The sequence below is a fragment of the Methylobacterium sp. ARG-1 genome (assembly GCF_001262595.1).
Lineage (GTDB): Bacteria > Pseudomonadota > Alphaproteobacteria > Rhizobiales > Beijerinckiaceae > Methylobacterium > Methylobacterium brachiatum.
In genome coordinates this window covers 143009-164491 of sequence record NZ_LHCD01000004.1, presented here as the reverse complement: position 1 = coordinate 164491, position 21483 = coordinate 143009, and the positions used below count along the sequence as shown (strand labels likewise).

Below are 21483 nucleotides of genomic sequence, written 5' to 3'. Positions count from 1 at the left end.
AAGATCAGATCAGCTTGAGGCCTTTCAGGCTGGCATGTCCGTTTCGACCGAGGATGACATGGTCGTGCACCACAATTTTCAGTGGTGCCAGGACCGAAACAATCTCCCGTGTCATCGCCACGTCGGTCGCCGAGGGCGCCGGGTCTCCGGAGGGATGGTTGTGCGCCAGGATGATTGCGGTCGCCGAGAGTTCCAGTGCTCGGCGGGCGACCTCCCGCGGGTAGACCGGCGTGTGGTCGACGGTACCGCGCCCCTGCACCTCGTCGGCGATGAGGTGGTTGCGCTTGTCGAGGAACAGGATGCGGAATTCCTCCCGCGGCGCGAACGCCATGGTGGTGCGCAGATAATCGTGGAGCGCCCCCCAGGAATTGAGGAGGTCGCGCTCGCGGAGCGCCCCGCGGGTGAGCCGCCGGGCCGCCGCTTCGATCACCTTCAGATCGCCGGCGGCCCCGGCGCTGACGCCCTCGACCTCCATCAGCCGCGCCGGCTCGGCGCTCAGCACCTCGGCGAAGCTGCCGAAGCGGGCGACGAGCGCCTTGGCGAGCGGCTTCACGTCCCGGCGGGGAATCGCCCGGAACAGGACCAGCTCCAGCAGCTCGTAATCCGGCAGGGCGTCGCCGCCGGCCGCCGCGAACTTCTCCCGCAGGCGGTCGCGATGGCCGTGATAATGCGGCGCCTCCTTGGCGGCGGGCCCGGGGCTGTCTTCGAACAGCCCCGCCGCGCCGTCGTCCGGGGCCGGCGCCACGGACGGTCAGGCCGCCAGGTTGATGGGCTGATGCAGCCCCTTCGGCGAGACCGTGAAGATCTCGACGCCCGTGTCGGTCACCGCCACCGTGTGCTCGAACTGGGCCGAGAGCGAGCGGTCCCGCGTCACCGCGGTCCAGCCGTCGCCCAGCACCTTCACGGCCGGACGGCCGAGATTGATCATCGGCTCGATGGTGAAGAACTGACCGGGCTTCAGCGGCACGTCGTAGCTCGCCTCGACATAGTGCAGGATGGTCGGCGCATCGTGGTAGATCCGCCCGAGGCCGTGGCCGCAGAAGTCGCGCACCACCGAGCAGCGCTCGCTCTCGGCATAGGTCTGGATTGCCCGGCCGATATCGTTGGTCGAGCCGCCCGGCTTCACCGCCGCGACGCCGCGCATCAGCGCCTCGTAAGTGATCTCGCACAGGCGCTGCGCCTTTCGGGGGACCTCGCCGACATAGGCCATCCGGCTCGAATCGCCGTGCCAGCCGTCGAGGATCAGGCAGCAATCGAGATTGACGATGTCGCCCTCGCGCAGGGGCTTGTCGTTGGGGATGCCGTGGCAGACGACGTGATTGATCGAGGTGCAGATCGACTTGGGATAGCCGCGGTAGAGCAGCGACGCCGGATAGGCGCCGTGATCCATGGCGAACTCGTAGGCGAGCTTGTCGAGCTCCTCGGTGGTGACGCCGGGCTGGGTCGCCTCCATCAGGACATCCAGGGCCTCGGCGGTCAGGCGGCCGGCCCGGCGCATGCCTTCGAATCCCTCCGGGCCGTGGATCGGCGGCTCCGGCGCCCGGCGGGTGCCCTGCGCGGTGGCCTGTTCCTGTTGCATCGTCGAGACTTTTTGCGGCGTCGTAAATCGGCTGTCGGACCTATGTACGGTGCCGGGCGCGGCAGGCCAAGCCGCCGGCACCCGGCGGAGCGCGGGTGCGCGGCTCGGGAGGCTTGCGCCGGCTGCGGGGCTGGCGGCATAAGCGGGCGCGAGACGCCCCGGAGCGTCCGGGCAGATTCGCCCCAGCGGACGGGCGCAGGGCAGGCGAGGGCCGTATGGCAGGCAAGGCGGTACCGCACTTCCACAACGAGCCGGGCGTGCCCGTGATCGCGGTCGGGGTGAAGGAATTCATGTGCATCGGCGCGCTGCCGCCGTTCGACCACCCGCACGTGTTCCTCGACATGGGCGCCGACACCGAGATCATCTGCCAGTATTGCTCGACGCTCTATCGCTACCGCGCCGGCCTGAAGGCCGACGAGGCCGATCCGCAGGCCTGCGTCTGGCACGACGCCGCCGCCGTCGCCGCGGAGTAGCGCCCCCTCCCTTGCCCTCGGACAGCCGAACGCCCTTGGAGATCGGGATCGTCGGGGCCGGCATCGGCGGTCTGACCGCGGCCCTGGCCCTGTCGGATGCCGGCCACGCCGTCACGGTGATCGAGCGCCGCACCGGCTTCAGCGAAGTCGGGGCCGGGATCCAGATCTCCCCGAATGCCAGCCGGGTGCTGGCCGATCTCGGCCTGTCAGCGGCCCTGCGCCGGGCGGCGAGCGAGCCGCCTGCGGTAGAGGTCCGCGCCCTCGACAGCGGCCGCCGGATCGGCGGCGTCAGCCTCGGCGCGGCGGCGAATCAGCGCTTCGGCGCACCCTATTACGTGATCCACCGGGCCGACCTGCAGACCCTGCTGCTCGACGCCCTGCGCAGCCGCCCAGCGATCCGCCTGATGATGGGTCGCGACATCACCGGCCTGGCCGAAACCGATTCCGGTGCCGTGCTCACCGCGGAAAGCAGCGGCGGCGCGCAGGCCCTGCCGTTCGACCTCGTGATCGGCGCCGACGGATTGCGCTCGCGCCTGCGCGGCCATCTCGACGCCGCGCCCCTGAGGCCGGGCCGGGCGGCGGCCTGGCGCGCGTTGATTCCCAGTGAGGCGGTGCCCGAGGCGTTCCAGGGTCCGGCCACGGGCCTCTGGCTCGGCCGGGGCCGGCACGTGGTGCATTACCCGGTGCGCGGCGGCCGCTTCCTCAACGTCGTCGCGGTGGTACCCGAGGCGGTGGGCGACGAGGATTGGGGCCGCCTGGGCGAGCCCGCCGTGCTGCGCGCGCATCTGCGCGGCTGCGCCGGACCGCTGCGCGACCTGCTGGGCCTGCCCGATTCCTGGCTGGTCTGGTCGCTCGCCGACCGGGCCGTGGCGCGCCCGCTGGCCGCCGGCCGGGTGGCGCTGCTCGGCGACGCGGCGCACCCGGTCCTGCCGTACCTCGCGCAAGGCGCGGCCCTGGCGGTCGAGGATGCCGCCGTGCTCAGGCGGGCGCTCGCCGACCACGCGGACGTCGCCGCCGCGCTCGCCGCGTATACGGCCGAACGGACCGCCCGGGTGCGGCGGGTGCAATGGGCCGCCCGCTCCAACGGCCGGACCTACCATGCCGGCCGCCTGATGGGCTTTGCCCGCAACGTGGTGATGCGCCGCCTCGGCCCCGACGGCATGCGTGACCGCTACGCCTGGCTCTACGGCTGGACGCCCACCGCTTGATCGCGCGCGCCGGCGCGGCTACCGAGGGACCCATGCGGACGTGGCGGAACCGGTAGACGCACGAGACTTAAAATCTTGCGGCCGCAAGGCCGTGCGGGTTCGAGTCCCGCCGTCCGCACCAAGCGTCTCAGACCCGATCGCTCGACCGATGCGCGTCGGCGCCTTCCAGACCGCTTCCGGTGGTTTGGATTAACGCAAATCCCAATGCCCCCTCATCCTGAGGTGCTGCGAAGCGGCCTCAGGATGAGGGCGAGGATAAGACAGACGAGTCAAATAGACTGCGAATCGATTCGGTCCGTTTCGATCTAGATTCGCGCATCCGGCCCCGCGTGCCGGGATACTAGTCCGTCGAAGCCGTCACAGACGAGGGATCCGCAATGCGATTTGGGCATCACCCTGGCCCAGAGCGCCAAACAACCCGGATCCCTCACATTTGAGCGGTCCGCGAAACCCCCACGTTGCATTATCGTGGCAAGCTCTCCGCGAGGAGAGCCCGCGATGATCGACGCGCTTCAGATTGCGACCGCCGGTATGACCCGGGCGACCGACCGGTTCGGCACGGCAGCCCAGAAAGTCGCGGCGATCGGCGCGCCGGTCGGGGATGCGGCGCTGCCGCCCGCCGCGCAGGTCGACTTGTCCAGCACCGTCGCCGACCTGATCGAATCCCGGACGTCCTTCGCGCTGAACGCCGCGGTGGCGCGCACCGCCGACCGCATGAGCGGCCAGCTCCTCGACATCAAGGCCTGAGCGCGGCGTCCGTCATTCCGTCGGGGCCGAGCGGCGGGCGGCGATCGCCGGAACCGCTAGCAGGGCCAGGATCGCGGCGGCGGCGAACAGGAGCCCCACGCCGATCGCGCGATAGGCGACCACGCCCAAAAGGCCGCCGCCGAGGAACGCGCCGACCGTCATCAGGTGGAGCCGCAGCTTGGCGGGGTCGTGCCGCTTGGCCTGGGGATCGCCCGCCTTGCGGTCCAGCCAGCGCGCGAGCTCGATGCCGATATCGGTGACCATGCCGGTGACATGAGTGGTTCGCACCCGGGAATCGGTGATCTTCGTCACCGCGGCGTTCTGCAATCCCAGGACGAAGCTGAGGCCGAACACCAGCGCCTCGCCGCGGGCGGGCTCGGCCAGCGGCAGCGCGATCAGACCGATCGCGACGAGCAGGCAGGCCTCGGCGCAGATGCTGTAGGCATAGGCGCCGTAGGGCGCATGGCGGCGGCGCCGACGGATCAGCAGCGTCGAGGTCGCAGCGCCCAGCGCGAACAGGATGACGAGGAGCAGCGCCTTGGCGGCGAGGATGAGGTCGCCGGTCCCGGCCCGGTCGGAGATTGCCGACACATTGCCGGTCATGTTCGAGGCGTAGAAGCCGACGGCGTAGAAGCCGGCGGTGTTCAGCGCGCCGGCCACCGCGGCGAAGGACCAGGAGAGGTTGAGATCCGCCTGGAAGGTGCGCGTCCCGCCTTCATGGACAAGCATGGAAGTGCCGATGCCGTAGAATCAAAGCCGACTGAGCCAGCAACCGTAACCGACCCCATTCCGATCGAGTACGCGGTTCTGGTGCAGCCGTGCCCTGCACGGCCCCGGCGTGCCCCGATGTCGTAAATGCTGCGGACGAAAGCGGGCTCTGGATCCCGGCGAAACGACACGGCGCAGCCTGGCGAAAAGGCTGCGCCGTTCGGATCTCGTGACGCCCCCGCCACGCAACCGGACCGGCTCACCAGCCGCGGTAATGGCGACGGTAGCCGTAATCGTCGTCGCAATCCCAGTCGTCGCGCCAGCGGCGATGGCCGTAGCCGACCGGCACGCGCTCGTAGGTGACGACCCGTCGTGTCGCGTAGATCGGTTCCACCTCCTCGTAGGCGCGGTAGACCGGGCGGGGCCGGACGACCACGGGCGTCGGCCCGTAGCCGTCATACGGGGTGCCGTAGGAATGGCTGTAGGCGGGGGCGGCCTGGGCCGCAGCGCCGATCAGGGCGCCGGCCGCCAAGCCGCCGATGATGCCCGCCGCGATGGCGCCGCCACCGCGGGCCTCGGCGGCGGTGGAAGCGAGGGTCCCCGCGCCGATCAGCGCGGCGGCCGAAAGCACAGCGATCCGTCTCATGACCTGACTCCGAATGCAGCGCGGGACCGCCGGGGCGATCCCGATCACGGAAGACAGAATGCCTAGGATTCGCTGCATCGACGCTGAAGTGGGCTTGCAGCTTCTGTTCAGCTATCGACCGAGCCGGCGGGCGCTAGGGCTTCCCGGATATATCCGCGCGAGATCAGACGACCGCGCTCGCGGGTACGCCGCTCAGCATCCATCAGGTCGGACAGGGCGTCGGCGATGGCGCAGCGGAGCGCGATGCCCGCGTCGCCGTCGGCGAAGCCGAGATAGGCGCGGCTGATCGCGTCGACCGGGCAGGCATGGTCCTTCTGCGCGGCGAGGGCCTGGGTCAGCATCGGGATCTCCTTCGTTGCTGCCGGAACGAAGAGAGAACACGGTAGAAGGGTTAACGTTTCCTCGACGGGTATGGCCACCCCATCGCGACCGCACGCTTACCCTGTGGATAACGGGGATCCGGCTGCCGGCGGGCTGTGGATAGGAGTGTTCACGGCAGCCCGTCAGGCCTGCGCATCCCATCCCGGAGAATCGCGTGCCCCCCCGTCGGCGGGATGGTTGCGCCTCGGCTCCGACCGGGCCATCAGCGGAGGTGATGGCCGGCCCAACACCCGCACTACCGATCGAGGCGGCGCTTCCCGGATTGCGCAGCGCGCTCGCCGCCCGGAACGCCGCCGTGCTGGTGGCGCCCCCCGGCGCCGGCAAGACCACGCGCGTCCCCTTGGACCTGCTCGACGCGCCCTGGCTGGGCGCGAAAAAGATCATCCTGCTGGAGCCGCGCCGCCTGGCGGCCCGGGCCGCCGCCGCCCGGATGGCGCAGACTCTCGGCGAGGCGGTCGGCGGCACGGTCGGCCTGCGGGTCCGACTCGGGTCGAAGATCTCGGCGAAGACCCGGATCGAGGTGGTCACCGAGGGCGTGTTCACGCGCATGATCCTCGAAGATCCGGAGCTCGCCGGCGTCGGCGCGGTCCTGTTCGACGAATTCCACGAGCGCTCCCTAGACGCCGATCTCGGCCTGGCCTTCGCGTGCGATGCGCAGGGCGGGTTGCGCGAGGATCTGCGCATCCTGGTCATGTCGGCGACCCTGGACGGGGCCCGGGTCGCGCGGCTGCTGGGCGATGCCCCGGTCGTGGCCTCCGAGGGCCGGGCCTTCCCGGTGGAGACCCGCTATGTCGACCGCGACCCGAACCGGCGGATCGAGGATTCAGTCGCCGAGGCGACCCTGCGGGCGCTGCGGGCGGATCCGGGCTCAGTGCTGGTGTTCCTGCCCGGACAGGCCGAGATCCGCCGGACCCACGATCTCCTGGCCGACAAGGTCGGGCCGGAGGTCCAGCTCGCCCCGCTCTACGGCGCGCTGACCCCGGCCGAGCAGGACCGCGCCGTCGCGCCGCCGCCGCCGGGCACCCGCAAGGTCGTGCTCGCCACCAGCATCGCCGAGACCTCCCTGACCATCGAGGGCGTGCGGATCGTGGTCGATTCCGGTCTGGCGCGGGTACCGGTCTACGAGCCGGGGCTCGGCCTGACTCGGCTGGTGACCGCCCGGGCGTCGCGCGCCACGGTGGACCAGCGCCGCGGCCGCGCCGGGCGGACGGAGCCGGGCCTGTGCTGGCGGCTCTGGTCCGAGGCCGGCACCAACGCGCTCGAACCGTTCACCCGGCCCGAGATCCTGTCGGCGGACCTCGCCGGGCTGCTGCTCGACTGCGCCGCCTGGGGCGTCACCGACCCGCGCACGCTCAACTTCCTCGACCCGCCCCCTGCGGCCGCACTCATGGAGGCCCGCGCCATGCTCGGCGCCCTCGGGGCGCTCGATTCCGACGGGCGGCTCACCGAGATCGGCACGAAACTGCGCGCCCTGCCACTGCCGCCGCGGCTGGCCCGGATGGTGACGGTGGCGGCCGGGACGGGCCAGGCGCGGGCCGCCGCCGACCTGGCGGCGGTGCTGGTCGAGCGCGGGCTCGGCGGCGACGGCATCGATCTCGACGAGCGGGTGGAGCGCTTCCGCCGGGACCGGAGCGGCCGGGCCGCAGATATGCGTCGCCTGGCCGAGAACTGGGGGCGGATCGCCGGGGGCGCCCAGCAGGACGACCGGGAAGCGGCTGGCCCGCTGCTGGCTCTGGCCTATCCGGACCGGGTCGCCCGGGCCCGGGGCCGGGAGGGCGAGTTCGTGATGGCCAGTGGACGCGCCGGCCGTCTCGACCCGGCGAGCCCGCTCGCCCGGGAGACCTATCTGGTGATCGCCGACCTCGCGGGCGCCGCCGGCAATGCGCGCATCCTAGCGGCCGCCACAATCGGGGCCGAGGCAATCGAACGGCTGTTCGCCGACCGGATCGAGGCCCGCACCGAGGTGACCTTCGATCCGCAGGCCGCCGCCCTGCGGGCCCGGGCGGTCCGGCGTCTGGGCGCGGTCAATCTCGGCGAGCGGCCGTTGCCGGTCCCGGCCGACGTGGAGTCCGCAGCGATCCTGGCCCGCGGCATCGTCGGCCTCGGCCTCGACCGCCTGCCCTGGACCCCGGGCCTGTCGCAATGGCGCGCCCGCGTGCAGTTCCTGCGCGCCGCGGAGGGCGGGAATTGGCCGGACCTGTCGGACGCCGCCCTCGCCGAGAGCGCCGAAACCTGGCTGGCACCGGCTCTCGTCGGGCGCAACGCCCTGGCGGCGATCACCCCGGACGACCTCGCCGGCGCCCTGCAGAACCTTCTGCCCTGGCAGCTGCGCGGCCGTCTCGACGCCGCCGCGCCGACCCATGTCGAGGTGCCGACCGGCTCGCGCATCCCGGTCGATTACACCGAGGCCGAGCCGGTCCTGGCCGTCCGGGTCCAGGAATTGTTCGGCCTCGACCGGCACCCGACCGCGGGCGGCCGCCCCCTCGTCCTGCACCTGCTGTCGCCGGCGCACCGCCCGATCCAGATCACCCGGGATCTCCCGGGCTTCTGGCGCGGTTCCTGGGCGGCGGTGCGGGCGGAGATGCGCGGGCGCTACCTGCGCCACCCCTGGCCGGAGGACCCGCTGGCCGAGGCGCCGACCCGGCGCGCCAAGCCGCGCGGGACGTAAGTCCGTGGGGCATCGACCCTCTCAAGCACAGGACGGACGCGACGCGATGACGACCGACCCGAAGACGTTCGATCCGGCATCCGAGGGCTGGGCGGAGGTGGAGGACCACGGGTTCATCGCCCATGTCGGCCCCCTGCATGTCCGAGCCGCGGACGGCGCCTACGCGTTCCGGGCCGAGCAGAAGCACGCCAACCTGATCGGCGTGGTCCATGGCGGCATGCTGATGAGCTTCGCCGACCGTGCGCTGGGCGAGACCGCGATGCGGGCAGCGGACGGTGCGAACTGCGTGACGATCCAGCTCGAGATGAAGTTCATCGATGTCGGACGCCTCGGCGACTGGATCGTGGTGCATCCCCAGCTGGTCAAGCGCACCGGCTCCCTGGTGTTCATGCGCGGCGATGTCCGGGAGGGAACGCGCCTCGTGGCGTCGGCGGACGGCGTCTGGAAGATCCTGCGGCGCAAGCCCGGTTGATCGGCAGACGTTCCACGCCATAATGCCGCGATCGCTAAGATCGAGATCGACAAACGGTCGGCACACGGGGGGAACGTCATGCGGCAGCCGCAGGTTGATGCAATCAAGACTGTGCTGGCATTGCCGTCCCGGCGCGCAATGCTTGTCGGCGCCGGCGCTGCTCTGGCTTCCGCCACGAACGCCTTCGGCCAGCCGGAACCGCCGAGCACGGTGACCAACCCGCCGCGGGACTTCCGTCCCGGCGCGTCGCCGACCACCTATTTCAACGATCCGGACGTGATCACGGTCGATCCGTCCTTCGAGCGTTACATCGTCCCCAACAGCGCGATCCGCCGCCTCTGGACCGGCGCGCTCTGGGCGGAAGGGCCGGCCTGGAACAGCCTGGGCCGCTTCCTGATTTGGTCCGACATCCCGAACGGCCGGCAGATGCGGTGGCTTGAGGAGGACGGCCATGTCGGCGTGTTCCGCAGCCACAGCAACAACTCGAACGGCAACAGCTTCGACCGCCAGGGCCGCCAGATCTCCTGCGAGCACATCACCCGCCGCGTGGTGCGCTACGAGCTCGACGGCTCTGCCACGATCCTGGCCGACCAGTTCGACGGCAAGCCGTTCAATTCCCCCAACGACGTCGAGCAGCACGCCGACGGATCCTACTGGTTCACCGATCCGCCCTATGGCGGCCTTCTGTACGAGGGGACGCCGGACGAGGCGGGCGGCCCCTCGAACCCGCAGGGCCATCTCAACCCGCGGCTCGGCCAGCCGGCCGGCCTCCGGACCAGCAAGCGCGCGCTTCCCAACGCGCTCTACCGGATCGATTCCACCGGCCGGGTCGATCAGGTCCTGACCGACGCGCAGGTGCCGAACCCGAACGGCCTGTGCTTCTCGCCCGATCACAAGACGCTCTATCTCTCCTCCACCGGCAAGGGCCCGGGCGATACCGGCCCCGGCGGCAAAGGTGAGATCTACGCTTTCGACGTCGGGACCGGCGCCAGCTTGTCGAACCGGCGGCTATTCTCGGACTGCGTCGTCGACGGCGTGAAATGCGGCCCCGACGGGATGCGCACCGATGTCGAAGGCAACCTTTGGGTGGCGAGCAACGCGGGCCGCGCCGTCGGTTACAACGGCGTCACGGTGTGGAACCCGCAGGGCAAGCTGATCGGTCGGATCCGCCTGCCCGAGGTCTGCGGCAACCTCACCTTCGGCGGCCCGAAGCGCAACCGCCTGTTCATGACCGCAAGCCAGTCGCTCTACGCGGTCTACGTGAACACGCAGGGGGCGGGACCGGCCTGAACGGGGAGGGCGGGTCGGGCAGGCCTTCGCTGTCGGAAGGCCTTTCGGGGCCTCCTTCCAACCCAAGCTCCTCAAGCACGAGGACCGGGAGGAGGACATCCGTCTAGCCGGCCTGCGCGCGCTGCGGCGGTGAAGGCAGCGAACAGGTGCGACACGTCACAATCCAACCGTGGTTGCGAGGCCGCTGAAGCGCTATCTGTAACGGGCATGAGCGAGGATCCCGCCCCCGACCCGACCTTGGCCCGCCTGAGCGCCGCCCTGGGCGACCTGCCCAAGCGTGGGCTGCCGCCGGTCGACAAGTGGGATCCGCCCTATTGCGGCCCCATCGACATCCGCATCGCCGCGGACGGGACCTGGCACCACAACGGTTCCCCGATCCGCCGGGAGAAGCTGGTCAAGCTGTTCGCCTCGATCCTGCGTCGCGAGCCGGACGGGCGGGTCCTGCTGGTCACCCCGGTGGAGAGCGTCGGCATTACCGTGGAGGATGCCGCCTTCGTGGCCGTCGAGATGGCGGTCGACGGCGAAGGGGAGGACCGGCGAATCTCGTTTCGAACCAATGTCGACGACCTGGTGAGCGTCGATTCCGAACATGCCTTGCGCTTCGAGCAGGGCCAGGACGGGGCGTTGAAGCCCTATCTCCATGTCCGCCGTCGGCTCTGGGCCCGGGTAACCCGGGCGCTCACCTACGATCTGGTCGACCTCGCCGAGGAGCGCGTGATCGACGGGCGGCCGTGGCTCGGCCTCTGGGCCGGTGGCATCTTCCACACCATCGCCCCGGCCGAGGCCGCGTGAGCGACACGCGCGCCGATTTCCTCGCCCGCGCCGCGTCCCACCTGTCGCCGGACCCACCGGGCCCGGACGACCCGACCTCGAATCCCCGCGGCGATCACAGCCTCGACCCGGACGGCAGCGCCGTGATCCCGCCACCCCCGCATCGGCGGGCCGCCGTGCTGGTGCCGGTGGTGTTCCGGGCCAGCGGTCCCCAGCTGGTGCTGACCCAGCGTGCGGCCAATCTCCGCGATCATTCCGGGCAGGTCGCGCTGCCCGGTGGCAAGATCGACCCCGCCGATCCCGGACCGGCGGATGCGGCCCTGCGGGAAGCCCATGAGGAGATCGGGCTCGCGCCCGAAAGCGTGCGCCTGCTCGGCTATCTCGACCCCTACCTGTCCGGCACCGGGTTCCTGGTGACACCGGTGATAGGCATCGTGCCGGACGACGCCGCCTTCACGCCGAACCCATCCGAGGTGGCGGACGTGTTCGAGGTGCCGCTGCCGGTTCTGATGGATCGGGAGCGCTACGTCCTAGAGGTGCGGGTCTGGCAGGGACGCACCCGCCGGTACTATGCCCTGACCTTCGAAGACCGCCTCATCTGGGGGGTCACGGCCGGAATCCTGAACAACCTCCGGGAGCGCCTCTACCCGGAAACCAGCACGCACCCCGCGGGATAAGGTTACCGACAATCATGCTGCGCCGCCTCATCGAAGAGTTCGGCCTCTTCCTCATCCCCTTCGCGGTGTTCACAATCTACTTGGTGCTGGTCGGCCGCAATCCGCTCCGCCGGGTGCATTGGGATCCGCACCTCCTCCGCCTCGTGCTCACCGGCCTCGCCATCGTAATCGGCACGCTGATCTACGAGGGCTTGTTCTCCGAACGCCGGGCCGGCGGGTACGTGCCGCCCCACATGGAGAACGGCCGCCTTGTACCGGGCGGCTTCAAGTGACCCACGCGCTCGATCACGGCGGGCTGGCGGCCCTCCTGGACCAGCCGGGCGTGCGCCGGGCGCTGGCCGCTCTGGACGCAAAGGGCGCCGAGACCCGCTTGGTCGGCGGCTGCGTGCGCGATGCGCTGCTCGGCAATCCATCCGCCGATATCGACCTCGCGACCACGCTGCTGCCGGATGCAGTGATGGACGCCGCCCGCGGGGTACCGGGCCTCAAGGCCGTGCCGACCGGGATCGAACACGGCACCGTGACGCTGGTCACCGGAGATGGACCGATCGAGGTCACGACCCTGCGCGAGGATGTCGAGACCGATGGCCGGCACGCCGTGGTACGGTTCGGCGGTGATTTCGCCCGGGATGCCGAGCGGCGCGACTTCACCGTCAACGCGCTCTCCCTCGGGGCCGACGGGCGCCTGTACGACACGGTCGGTGGCCTGCCCGACCTGGCGGCCGGACGGGTCCGCTTCATCGGCGATCCCGAAACCCGCATCCGCGAGGATGCCTTGCGGATCCTGCGCTTCTTTCGCTTCCATGCCCGCTTCGGCGCCGGCCCGCCGGATGCGGCGGCGCTCGCCGCCTGTATCGCTGCGCGCGACGCCCTGGATCGGCTATCCCGCGAGCGTGTCCGGGCCGAGTTCCTCAAACTCCTGACCGCCCCCGGCGGGGTGCCGATGGTTGGAACGCTGAGTGCCACGGGGTTGCTCCAGCGGATCACGGGCGGCGTCGCCGAACGCGGTCGCCTGGAACGAGCCAGCGCCGCCGCACTCTCGCCGGTGATGCGTCTCGCCGCGCTCTCGGTCGAGAGCCGCCAGGATGCCGATCGGCTGCGTGAGCGACTTCGTCTGTCGAAGCAGGAATACGCGCTGCTGACCGGCTATGCGGATGCGCTGGCAGACCTTCACGGCCGCGCCGGGATCGACGCACCGGCCGCGCGCGCGCTGGCCGCAGAACACGGGCTGCCGTTACTCAGAGAGACGCTCGCGATCCTGTCCGGCGAGCCCCGGCCGATCCTGACGGAGGACGCCGAGCTTTCGCTGCAGGCTCTGAGCGGGGAGGGCAGTGCGCCGAGCTTCCCCCTGGCGGGGGCGGATCTCGTGGCGGCCGGCCTACCGGCCGGTCCCGCCATCGGCCGCGGATTGGCCGCGGCCCGGTCACTCTGGTTGGAACTTGGTTGCCCGATGGACGCCGAGATGCGGGCGACGCTGCTGCAGCGCGCGCTCGTGAGCGCGCGCGCGTGACCGATCAGAGCTTCAGCAGCGCCTTCGTCTCTTGGAGCTGGACGATCTGGCCGTTCAGATCCTCGCGCTTCTGCAGGTCTTCGGTGGCGTCGCGCTGCAGCTCGGCCGCCTCGATGTCGCGGTCGAGGGATTCATGCGTCAGCTCCTCGATCGGTGCGGCGCGCTCGGCTAGCACCGTCACAGAAGTCGGACCGATATCGGCGAAGCCGCCGCGGACGTAGATCCGCTTGCCGCTGCCCTGGCTCTCGGTGATCACGATGACGCCGACCCGCAGGGAGGTCAGGACCGGGGCGTGGCCCGGCATCACGGTCATCTCGCCCTCGGTGCCGGGCAGCTGAACGGCCGTCACCTCGCCGGAATACAGCGTCCGCTCGGGGCCGACGAAATCGAAGTGGAAGGTGGCCATCTCAGGACGATCCCGGAACCGCAACACGCTCTCCGCCCCATCGCGGGGCGGAGCTGGAGGTGGGGCGGTACGGACGGCGCCGACGAAGATCGCCGATGCCGCCACCCCACCCCGACCCCTCCCCGCAACCGGGGAGGGGATACCGGCCTTAGGCGGCCTTCAGCTTCTTGGCCTTCTCCTGGGCCTGCTCGATCGTGCCGACCATGTAGAAGGCGGCCTCGGGCAGGTCGTCGTAATCGCCGTTCACAAGGCCCTTGAAGCCCTTGATGGTGTCTTCCAGCGGCACCTGCACGCCCGGCGAGCCGGTGAACACCTCGGCGACCGAGAAGGGCTGCGAGAAGAAGCGCTCGATCTTGCGGGCGCGGGCGACAGTGAGCTTATCCTCCTCGGACAGCTCGTCCATGCCCAGGATCGCGATGATGTCCTGGAGCGCCTTGTAGCGCTGCAGCGTCTGCTGGACGCGGCGGGCCACGTCGTAATGCTCCTCGCCGAGGATCGCCGGCGACAGCATGCGCGAGGTCGAGTCCAGCGGATCCACCGCCGGGTAGATGCCCTTCTCGGCGATCGAGCGCGACAGCACGGTCGTGGCGTCGAGGTGGGCGAACGAGGCAGCCGGCGCCGGGTCGGTCAGATCGTCGGCCGGCACGTAGATGGCCTGCACCGAGGTGATCGAGCCCTTGGTGGTGGTGGTGATGCGCTCCTGAAGGGCGCCCATGTCGGTGGCCAGCGTCGGCTGGTAGCCCACCGCCGAGGGGATGCGCCCGAGAAGCGCCGACACCTCGGAACCCGCCTGGGTGAAGCGGAAGATGTTGTCCACGAAGAACAGCACGTCCTGGCCCTCGTCGCGGAACTGCTCCGCGATGGTCAGGCCGGTCAGCGCGACGCGCGAGCGGGCACCCGGCGACTCGTTCATCTGGCCGTAGACCAGGGCGCACTTGGAGCCCTCGGCCGAGCCGTTATTCTCCTTCGGGTCCAGGTTCACTTTGGACTCGATCATCTCGTGGTAGAGATCGTTGCCCTCACGGGTCCGCTCGCCGACGCCGGCGAAGACGGAGTAGCCGGAGTGCACCTTCGCGATGTTGTTGATCAGCTCCATGATCAGCACGGTCTTGCCGACGCCGGCACCGCCGAACAGGCCGATCTTGCCGCCCTTGGCGTAGGGGGCGAGCAGGTCGACGACCTTGATGCCCGTGACCAGGATCTGAGCCTCGGTGGACTGGTCGGCGTAGGACGGGGCCGGCTGGTGGATGGCGCGGTAGGTCTCGCACACGACCGGACCGGCCTCGTCGATCGGCTCGCCGATCACGTTCATGATGCGGCCCAGCGTGTTCATGCCCACCGGGACCTTGATCGGCTCGCCGGTATCCGTGCACTCCTGGCCGCGAGTCAGGCCCTCGGACGTATCCATGGCGATGCAGCGGACGGTGCTCTCACCGAGCTGCTGAGCGACCTCGAGGACGAGGCGGGCGCCGTTGTTCTTGGTCTCCAGGGCGTTCAGGATCTCGGGCAGATGCCCGTCGAACTGCACGTCGACCACGGGGCCGATGACCTGGGTGATCTTGCCGACCTTGTTGGAGCCGGCGCCGGGGATTGCGGTGTTCGCCATCGTAAACCTACCCTTCAAGCTGTGCGTTCAGGTCGCGGAGCCTCAGAGAGCTTCCGCGCCCGAGATGATCTCGATGAGTTCTTTGGTGATCATGGCCTGACGCGTACGGTTGTAGATCAGCGTCTGCTTCTTGATCATCTCGCCCGCATTGCGGGTGGCCGAGTCCATGGCGCTCATGCGCGCACCCTGCTCGGATGCGGCGTTCTCCAGAAGCGCCCGATAGACCTGCACGGTGAGGTTCTTCGGCAGCAGCGTCTCCAGGATCGCCTCTTCGGACGGCTCGAATTCCAGGGCGGCGTTGCCGTTGGCGTTTTTGACCGCAGTGTCGGCCACCGGCAGCTCCGCCGGGATCAGGCGCTGCGCAGTGGGGATCTGCGAGATCACCGACCGGAACTCGGAATAGAACAGGGTCGCAACGTCGAACTCGCCGGCCTCGAAGCGGGTCAGGATCTTGTTGGCGATCTCGGCGGCGAACTCGTAATCGACCGGGCGATTGCCGCGAATATCCATGCTCTCGACGATCTGGTCGCGGTAGAGGCGACGCAGCTGGTCGTTGCCCTTCTTGCCGACCGTCATGATCTTGACGGTCTTGCCCTCGGCGGTGAGCTTCTGGATGTATTCCCGGACCGCCAGGCGGACGATCGAGGAGTTGAACGCGCCGCACAGGCCGCGATCGCCGGTACAGACCACCAGGAGGTGGGTCTGCTCGGCGCCGGTGCCCGAAAGGAGCTTCGGGGCGCCGACGCCACCGACGAGATTGCCCGCGAGGTTGCCGAGCACCTGAGCCATCTTCTCCGCGAAGGGACGGCCGGCTTCGGCGGCCATCTGCGCGCGGCGCAGCTTGGCGGCGGCGACCATCTGCATGGCCTTGGTGATCTTCTGCGTCGCCTTCACCGAGGTGATGCGGTTGCGCAGGTCCTTCAAACTCGCCATCGGGCCGCGTCCAGATCCATTCCAGGGCCTCTCCTCCCCCATGCGGGGAGGAGCCGAAGGTGGGGGTTGTGCCGGGTCTGGCGGCCGATGGTGCAATCAGCACCGGCGCCACCCCCAACCCTCCCCACCGGAGGCGGGGAGGTCACAAGGGTCAGCGTTTGATCAGGCGCCGATCGACTTGGCCACGCCCTCGACCACGCTCTTCAGCTTGCCGGCGCTCTCGTCCGACAGGTCCTTCGAGGTGGCGATGGCGCTGAGCAGATCCTGGTGCTTCGTGCGCAGCGTGCTGAGCAGGCTGTCCTCGAAAGCGCGGATCTTGCTCACGGGAAGCTTGTCCAGGTAGCCGTTCACGCCGGCATAGATCACGGCGACCTGCTCTTCCATCTTCAGCGGCGAGAATTGCGGCTGCTTCAGGAGTTCGGTGAGCCGCGAGCCGCGGTTGAGGAGCTGCTGGGTCGAGGCGTCAAGGTCCGAGCCGAACTGCGCGAAGGCCGCCATCTCCCGGTACTGCGCCAGCTCGCCCTTGATCTTGCCGGCGACCTTTTTCATCGCCTTGGTCTGGGCCGAGGAGCCCACCCGCGACACCGAGAGGCCGACGTTCACCGCCGGGCGGATGCCCTGGTAGAACAGGTCGGTCTCAAGGAAGATCTGGCCGTCGGTGATCGAGATCACGTTGGTCGGGATGTAGGCCGAGACGTCGTTGGCCTGGGTCTCAATGACCGGCAGCGCGGTCAGCGAGCCGTTGCCGGCGGCGTCGCCCATCTTGGCGGCGCGCTCGAGGAGGCGGCTGTGGAGGTAGAACACGTCACCCGGATACGCCTCGCGGCCCGGCGGGCGGCGCAGCAGCAGCGACATCTGGCGGTAGGCCACAGCCTGCTTGGACAGATCGTCGTACACGATCACGGCGTGCATGCCGTTGTCGCGGAAATACTCACCCATGGCGCAGCCGGCGAAGGGCGCGATGAACTGCATCGGCGCAGCGTCCGAGGCGGTGGCCGCGATGACGATCGAGTATTCCAGGGCGCCCTGGTCCTCGAGCACCTTCACGAACTGCGCGACCGTGGAGCGCTTCTGACCGATGGCGACGTAGATGCAGTAGAGCTTGGACTTCTCGTCCCCGCCCGCGGCATGGCCGGGCTTCTGGTTGAGGATCGTGTCGAGGGCAATGGCGGTCTTGCCGGTCTGACGGTCACCGATGATCAGCTCGCGCTGGCCGCGGCCGACCGGGATCAGGGCGTCGATCGCCTTCAGGCCCGTGGCCATCGGCTCATGCACCGACTTGCGCGGGATGATGCCCGGCGCCTTCACGTCGACCCGCCGACGCTCGGTGGACTGAATCGGGCCCTTGCCGTCGATCGGGTTGCCGAGGCCGTCGACCACGCGGCCGAGCAGGCCCTTGCCGACCGGCACGTCCACGATGGCGCCGGTGCGCTTGACGGTCTGGCCTTCCTTGATCTCGCGGTCGGAGCCGAAGATCACAATGCCGACGTTGTCCTGTTCGAGGTTGAGCGCCATGCCGCGCACACCCGACTCGAACTCGACCATCTCACCGGCCTGGACATTGTCGAGGCCGTAGGCACGGGCGATGCCGTCACCGACGGACAAGACCTGCCCGACCTCGGAGACCTCGGCCTCTTCGCCGAAGTTCTTGATCTGGTCCTTCAGGATCGCGGAGATCTCGGCGGCGCGGATGTCCATACTCGGGCCTCTGTCGCTAAATCGTCAGTGCATGTTCGGATCGGATGGGGCGCGCTTACTGCGCGGTCCGCATCGCGAGGCGGATACCGTTGAGCTTGGTCTTCAGGGACGCGTCGATCATCCGCGAGCCCATCCGGACGACGAGGCCGCCGATCAGACTCGGATCGACGACCAGGTCGAGATCGACATCGGCCTTAGCGATGTCGCGCAGCGACGCCTTGATCTCTTCGACCAACGCGTCGGACGGCCGTTCGGCCACCCGCACCTCGGCGCGCACCACGCCCTTCGAGTCCTGAACCAGCGACCGGAAGGCCCTGATCATGCCCGGCAGGGCGAACAGGCGCCGATTCGAGGCCGCGAGGCGGATGAAGTTTCCGGCGAGACCACCGATCCCCGCACGGTCGAGAACGGCGCCGATGGCGGCGGTCTGTTCCACGGGGGTGAAAGCCGGGCTGCGGACGAGGCGGCGCAGGTCCGCGCTCTCCTTCAGCAGGGCATCAAATTGATTGAGGGCCTCGGCGACCGCGTCGACCTGGCGCTCGTCACGCGCGAGCTCGAAAAGGGCGGAAGCGTACCGGCCCGCCACGCCTGCGACCAGGGGACCAGCCTCGGAACCGTTCTGCGCCACCCGTCGCTCTCTTCTCTGTTGCCCGCCCGATCCGCGCGCTCCGGCCGGGAACGCGGTGCGGATCTCGTTCGGGACGTGGGATCGCGCCAGCAGCGGGAAGGGTAGAGAACCAGCCCTTGTGGCGCGGCGACCGCCTAGCATGCCAGCATAGCCGCACGCAACACGGACCGGCGCGGCTCTGCGCGATACGGCGGCGGAAGTGTGACGCAGCCGGCCTCAGCAGGCCAGCCGATCGCACCGCCGGGTGCTGGCGATCATCTTCGCCATGGCGTTGGCGCCGGGATGGCCGAGGATGCCGCTGTTGCCCAGGACGTAGGAGGGCGTCGCGTAGAGGCCGAGATCGGCCGCCATCCGCATCTGGCTCTTGAGGGCCTGCCGGACCTCCTCGCTGTCGGCGATCTCCTCGACCTCCGCCTGCGGGATGCCGAGCGCCGCTGCGGCCGTGAGGGCGCCGGGCCCGTCGATGCGTCCGGGTTTCCCCAGAAGCGTGCGGTAGAAGGTCCAGGCGGCGGCCGAACCAAGCTTGCGCTGGACCGCCAGCATCACCTTCGCGGCCTGGGCGGATTGCGGAGAGAGGATCGGATTGTTGACGAGGCCGACGCGCAGGTCCGGATCGGATTCGTGTAGGGCCACGACGTCGGCGGCGGCCTTGCGGCAGTAGGGGCAGTTGAAGTCGAAGAACTCGTACAGGGTGGTCTGGGCCTCGCGCGGGCCGGCATAGGTGACGCCGCGCAGCGCCGGGATCTGACCGGTGATCTCCCCCGGCAGGATCGAGTTCGCGACCGGCCTGCCGTCATCGCCCGTCACCGCAACGCGCTGGCCGTAGGATTGGGCGGCGGCCTGTCCGAGCCCAGCTCCGATGGAGGCACCGGCAGCGGCAGCGATAAGGTTACGACGGGTCAGCACCATGAACATCGTCCGGGACGGGAGGGATTTCGGGCCGAGGCGGGGCCGCAAGGCGGATGCGCGCCGCCGTGATGGCGCGAGTCCGTGAACGCCGCCCTACCGGATGCCGGCGGGACGGTCGCCCACCGCCCAGGCCAGGGCCTGTTCCAGGCGGTCGTTGCCCCAGAATAGCTCGCCGTCATCGGCCAGGAAGGTCGGGGCGCCGTAGATGCCCCGGGAGCGGGCCTCCTCGACGGCGACCCGAAGCCGGGTCTTGTTGGCCTCGCCGGCGGCGGCGCGCACGGTCTGGGTGCCGTCGAGCCCGAGTGAATCGAGGATTTCGACCACGGCGGCGGGCTCCGCGATCGAACGCCCCTCGGCGAAGCTTGCGGTGAAGACCGCCTTCGAGAAAGGCACCAGCCAGTCCTGATCGTGGCCGTAGATCGCCGCCCGCACCGCGCTCAGGCTGTTCTGGGGGAACTGCGCCGGCCGAGTGAGCGGCGGCAGGCCGAGGCGGGCGGCCTCGCGCTCCACGTCGCGCCACATATTCTTGCCCTTGGCCGGGTAGAGATTGAACGGCGAGGTCGTCCAGCCCTGCGAGGCGAAGAGCGGGCCGACCAGGAACGGCCGCCAGCGCACGGCGACGCCTGCCGCCTCCGCGGCCGCCTCGATCCGCATCGCCGCCAGATAGGAATACGAGGAGGCGAATTCGTACCAGAACTCCAGGGTGGGCTGGCGCGCCATGGACTTCGCTTCTCCGATGCTCTTCGTGCTGCGGTGATCAGGCAATGCCCACGCCGCGCCGTGACTCACACAGCCGCAAGGCCGTCATGAGGCGAAACGCTGTCGATCGTCCGGCAACAGGCTACGCGCGAGGCGGCACGCCGGTTGCAGGCCGATGACACCCGCGATAAGCCGCCGACACCCTGCACCAGTTCCGGAACCAGCATGTCCGATCCCGCGAAGAGCTCCGTGAAGAAGGTCGTTCTGGCCTATTCCGGCGGCCTCGACACATCGATCATCCTGAAGTGGCTGCAGACCACCTATGGCTGCGAGGTCATCACCTTCACGGCCGATCTCGGCCAGGGCGAGGAGCTGGAGCCGGCCCGCCGCAAGGCGGAGCTGCTCGGCATCAAACCCGAGAACATCTACATCGAGGACCTGCGCGAGGAGTTCGTGCGGGATTACGTGTTCCCGATGTTCCGGGCCAACGCCGTCTACGAGGGCGTGTATCTGCTCGGCACCTCGATCGCGCGGCCGCTGATTGCCAAGAAGCAGATCGAGATCGCCGAGAGGGTCGGGGCCGACGCGGTCTGCCACGGCGCCACCGGCAAGGGCAACGACCAGGTCCGGTTCGAGCTCGGCTACTACGCGCTCAAGCCCGACGTGACGGTGATCGCGCCCTGGCGGGAATGGGACCTGCGCTCCCGCGAACAGCTGATCGCGTTCGCCGAGCAGCACCAGATCCCGATCGCCAAGGACAAGCGCGGCGAGAGCCCGTTCTCGGTGGACGCAAACCTCCTGCACGCCTCCTCGGAGGGCAAGGTGCTGGAGGATCCGGCCGTCGAGGTGCCCGACTACGTCTTCTCGCGGACGATCTCGCCGGAGCAGGCGCCGGACACGCCGACCATCATCACCATCGGCTTCGAGAAGGGTGATGCGGTCTCGATCGACGGCGAAAAGCTCTCGCCCGCGCGCCTGCTGGCCAAGCTCAACCAGCTCGGCCATGACAACGGTATCGGCCGGCTCGACCTCGTCGAGAACCGATTCGTCGGCATGAAGAGCCGCGGCATGTACGAGACCCCGGGCGGCACGATCCTGCTGCCCGCCCACCGGGCGATCGAGTCGATCACGCTGGATCGCGGCGCGGCCCACCTCAAGGACCAGCTGATGCCGCAATACGCGGAGCTGATCTATAACGGTTTCTGGTTCTCGCCCGAGCGCGAGATGATCCAGGCGCTGATCGACAAGAGCCAGGAGAAGGTCACCGGTACGGTGCGGCTGAAGCTCTACAAGGGCGGCGTGCACGTGATCGGCCGCGAGAGCCCCCACTCGCTCTACGACCAGGACCTGGTGACCTTCGAGGAAGGCGCCGTGGCGTACGATCACCGCGACGCAGCGGGCTTCATCAAGCTGAACGCGCTGCGGCTGCGCACCCTGGCGCAGCGCAAGAAGCGGGACGCCTGAGCGTCCCCCC

General features: G+C 69.5%; 23 protein-coding genes and 1 tRNA gene. 12 read left to right on the top strand and 12 right to left on the bottom strand.

Features of this window, described 5'->3' with window-relative positions:
* Window positions 1–4: 4 nt before the first annotated feature.
* Both radC and map read right to left on the bottom strand, forming a co-directional pair.
* Window positions 5–745, bottom strand: a complete 741-nt coding sequence (gene radC, locus AKJ13_RS06650; protein WP_050732647.1) for a DNA repair protein RadC — start codon at window positions 743–745, stop codon at window positions 5–7.
* 6 nt (window positions 746–751) lie between these two features.
* Window positions 752–1579 (bottom strand): type I methionyl aminopeptidase, encoded by an 828-nt coding sequence (map, locus tag AKJ13_RS06645; RefSeq protein WP_050732646.1) that lies wholly within the window; start codon window positions 1577–1579, stop codon window positions 752–754.
* A 215-nt stretch (window positions 1580–1794) separates the two neighbouring features.
* Here map and AKJ13_RS06640 point away from each other — a divergent pair, with 215 nt between their 5' ends.
* The 4 genes from AKJ13_RS06640 (at window position 1795) to AKJ13_RS06625 (ending at window position 4007) form a co-directional block, all read left to right on the top strand.
* Entirely contained in the window at window positions 1795–2052 is a 258-nt protein-coding gene (locus AKJ13_RS06640) for a zinc-finger domain-containing protein (RefSeq protein ID WP_050732645.1), read from the top strand.
* 11 nt (window positions 2053–2063) lie between these two features.
* The gene (locus AKJ13_RS06635) at window positions 2064–3260 is read left to right on the top strand and encodes an FAD-dependent monooxygenase (protein WP_050732644.1); all 1197 of its coding nucleotides are present in this window, start codon (window positions 2064–2066) and stop codon (window positions 3258–3260) included.
* A gap of 34 nt (window positions 3261–3294) precedes the next feature.
* Window positions 3295–3381: transfer RNA gene (locus AKJ13_RS06630), tRNA-Leu, on the top strand.
* A 377-nt stretch (window positions 3382–3758) separates the two neighbouring features.
* Complete coding sequence (locus tag AKJ13_RS06625) at window positions 3759–4007, top strand: hypothetical protein (protein WP_050732643.1); 249 nt, start codon at window positions 3759–3761, stop codon at window positions 4005–4007.
* A 12-nt stretch (window positions 4008–4019) separates the two neighbouring features.
* On the opposite strand, the gene AKJ13_RS06620 is transcribed toward AKJ13_RS06625, so the two are convergent.
* The 3 genes from AKJ13_RS06620 to AKJ13_RS06610 form a co-directional block, all read right to left on the bottom strand.
* The gene (locus AKJ13_RS06620; protein WP_050732642.1) at window positions 4020–4736 is read right to left on the bottom strand and encodes a YoaK family protein; all 717 of its coding nucleotides are present in this window, start codon (window positions 4734–4736) and stop codon (window positions 4020–4022) included.
* A 238-nt stretch (window positions 4737–4974) separates the two neighbouring features.
* The gene (locus AKJ13_RS06615; RefSeq protein WP_050732641.1) at window positions 4975–5361 is read right to left on the bottom strand and encodes a hypothetical protein; all 387 of its coding nucleotides are present in this window, start codon (window positions 5359–5361) and stop codon (window positions 4975–4977) included.
* A 107-nt stretch (window positions 5362–5468) separates the two neighbouring features.
* Window positions 5469–5702, bottom strand: a complete 234-nt coding sequence (locus AKJ13_RS06610; RefSeq protein ID WP_050732640.1) for a hypothetical protein — start codon at window positions 5700–5702, stop codon at window positions 5469–5471.
* A gap of 254 nt (window positions 5703–5956) precedes the next feature.
* On the opposite strand from AKJ13_RS06610, the gene hrpB reads away from it, so the two are divergent.
* From hrpB to AKJ13_RS06575, 7 genes are all read left to right on the top strand, one after another.
* A complete protein-coding gene (gene hrpB, locus AKJ13_RS06605; protein WP_050732639.1) occupies window positions 5957–8410 on the top strand; it encodes an ATP-dependent helicase HrpB in 2454 nt (817 codons plus the stop codon).
* Between the two features lie 46 nt (window positions 8411–8456).
* Complete coding sequence (locus AKJ13_RS06600; protein ID WP_050732638.1) at window positions 8457–8882, top strand: PaaI family thioesterase; 426 nt, start codon at window positions 8457–8459, stop codon at window positions 8880–8882.
* A gap of 138 nt (window positions 8883–9020) precedes the next feature.
* Window positions 9021–10172, top strand: a complete 1152-nt coding sequence (locus AKJ13_RS06595) for an SMP-30/gluconolactonase/LRE family protein (RefSeq protein ID WP_244471536.1) — start codon at window positions 9021–9023, stop codon at window positions 10170–10172.
* A 207-nt stretch (window positions 10173–10379) separates the two neighbouring features.
* A complete protein-coding gene (locus AKJ13_RS06590; protein ID WP_050732637.1) occupies window positions 10380–10964 on the top strand; it encodes a DUF1285 domain-containing protein in 585 nt (194 codons plus the stop codon).
* Entirely contained in the window at window positions 10961–11620 is a 660-nt protein-coding gene (locus AKJ13_RS06585; protein WP_050732636.1) for a CoA pyrophosphatase, read from the top strand. The genes AKJ13_RS06590 and AKJ13_RS06585 overlap by 4 nt, the downstream gene beginning before the upstream one ends.
* A 14-nt stretch (window positions 11621–11634) precedes the next feature.
* Entirely contained in the window at window positions 11635–11892 is a 258-nt protein-coding gene (locus tag AKJ13_RS06580; protein WP_050732635.1) for a DUF6111 family protein, read from the top strand.
* Window positions 11889–13130, top strand: coding sequence for a CCA tRNA nucleotidyltransferase (locus tag AKJ13_RS06575; protein ID WP_050732634.1), 1242 nt, complete (start codon window positions 11889–11891; stop codon window positions 13128–13130). The genes AKJ13_RS06580 and AKJ13_RS06575 overlap by 4 nt, the downstream gene beginning before the upstream one ends.
* A 4-nt stretch (window positions 13131–13134) precedes the next feature.
* On the opposite strand, the gene AKJ13_RS06570 is transcribed toward AKJ13_RS06575, so the two are convergent.
* The 7 genes from AKJ13_RS06570 to AKJ13_RS06540 all read right to left on the bottom strand — a co-directional run bounded on the left by AKJ13_RS06570 (window position 13135) and on the right by AKJ13_RS06540 (window position 20030).
* Window positions 13135–13536 (bottom strand): F0F1 ATP synthase subunit epsilon, encoded by a 402-nt coding sequence (locus AKJ13_RS06570; RefSeq protein WP_050732633.1) that lies wholly within the window; start codon window positions 13534–13536, stop codon window positions 13135–13137.
* A gap of 148 nt (window positions 13537–13684) precedes the next feature.
* Window positions 13685–15142, bottom strand: coding sequence for a F0F1 ATP synthase subunit beta (gene atpD, locus AKJ13_RS06565; protein WP_007566551.1), 1458 nt, complete (start codon window positions 15140–15142; stop codon window positions 13685–13687).
* A 42-nt stretch (window positions 15143–15184) separates the two neighbouring features.
* A complete protein-coding gene (locus AKJ13_RS06560) occupies window positions 15185–16075 on the bottom strand; it encodes a F0F1 ATP synthase subunit gamma (protein WP_050732632.1) in 891 nt (296 codons plus the stop codon).
* A 162-nt stretch (window positions 16076–16237) separates the two neighbouring features.
* Window positions 16238–17773, bottom strand: a complete 1536-nt coding sequence (gene atpA, locus AKJ13_RS06555; RefSeq protein ID WP_007566553.1) for a F0F1 ATP synthase subunit alpha — start codon at window positions 17771–17773, stop codon at window positions 16238–16240.
* A gap of 55 nt (window positions 17774–17828) precedes the next feature.
* A complete protein-coding gene (locus AKJ13_RS06550; protein WP_050732631.1) occupies window positions 17829–18401 on the bottom strand; it encodes a F0F1 ATP synthase subunit delta in 573 nt (190 codons plus the stop codon).
* Between the two features lie 216 nt (window positions 18402–18617).
* The gene (locus AKJ13_RS06545; RefSeq protein WP_050732768.1) at window positions 18618–19310 is read right to left on the bottom strand and encodes a DsbA family protein; all 693 of its coding nucleotides are present in this window, start codon (window positions 19308–19310) and stop codon (window positions 18618–18620) included.
* Between the two features lie 93 nt (window positions 19311–19403).
* Window positions 19404–20030, bottom strand: a complete 627-nt coding sequence (locus tag AKJ13_RS06540; protein WP_007566558.1) for a 2-hydroxychromene-2-carboxylate isomerase — start codon at window positions 20028–20030, stop codon at window positions 19404–19406.
* Window positions 20031–20234: 204 nt separating this feature from the next.
* Between AKJ13_RS06540 and AKJ13_RS06535 the strand changes: the two genes are divergently transcribed.
* Entirely contained in the window at window positions 20235–21473 is a 1239-nt protein-coding gene (locus AKJ13_RS06535; RefSeq protein ID WP_050732630.1) for an argininosuccinate synthase, read from the top strand.
* Window positions 21474–21483: the final 10 nt, after the last annotated feature.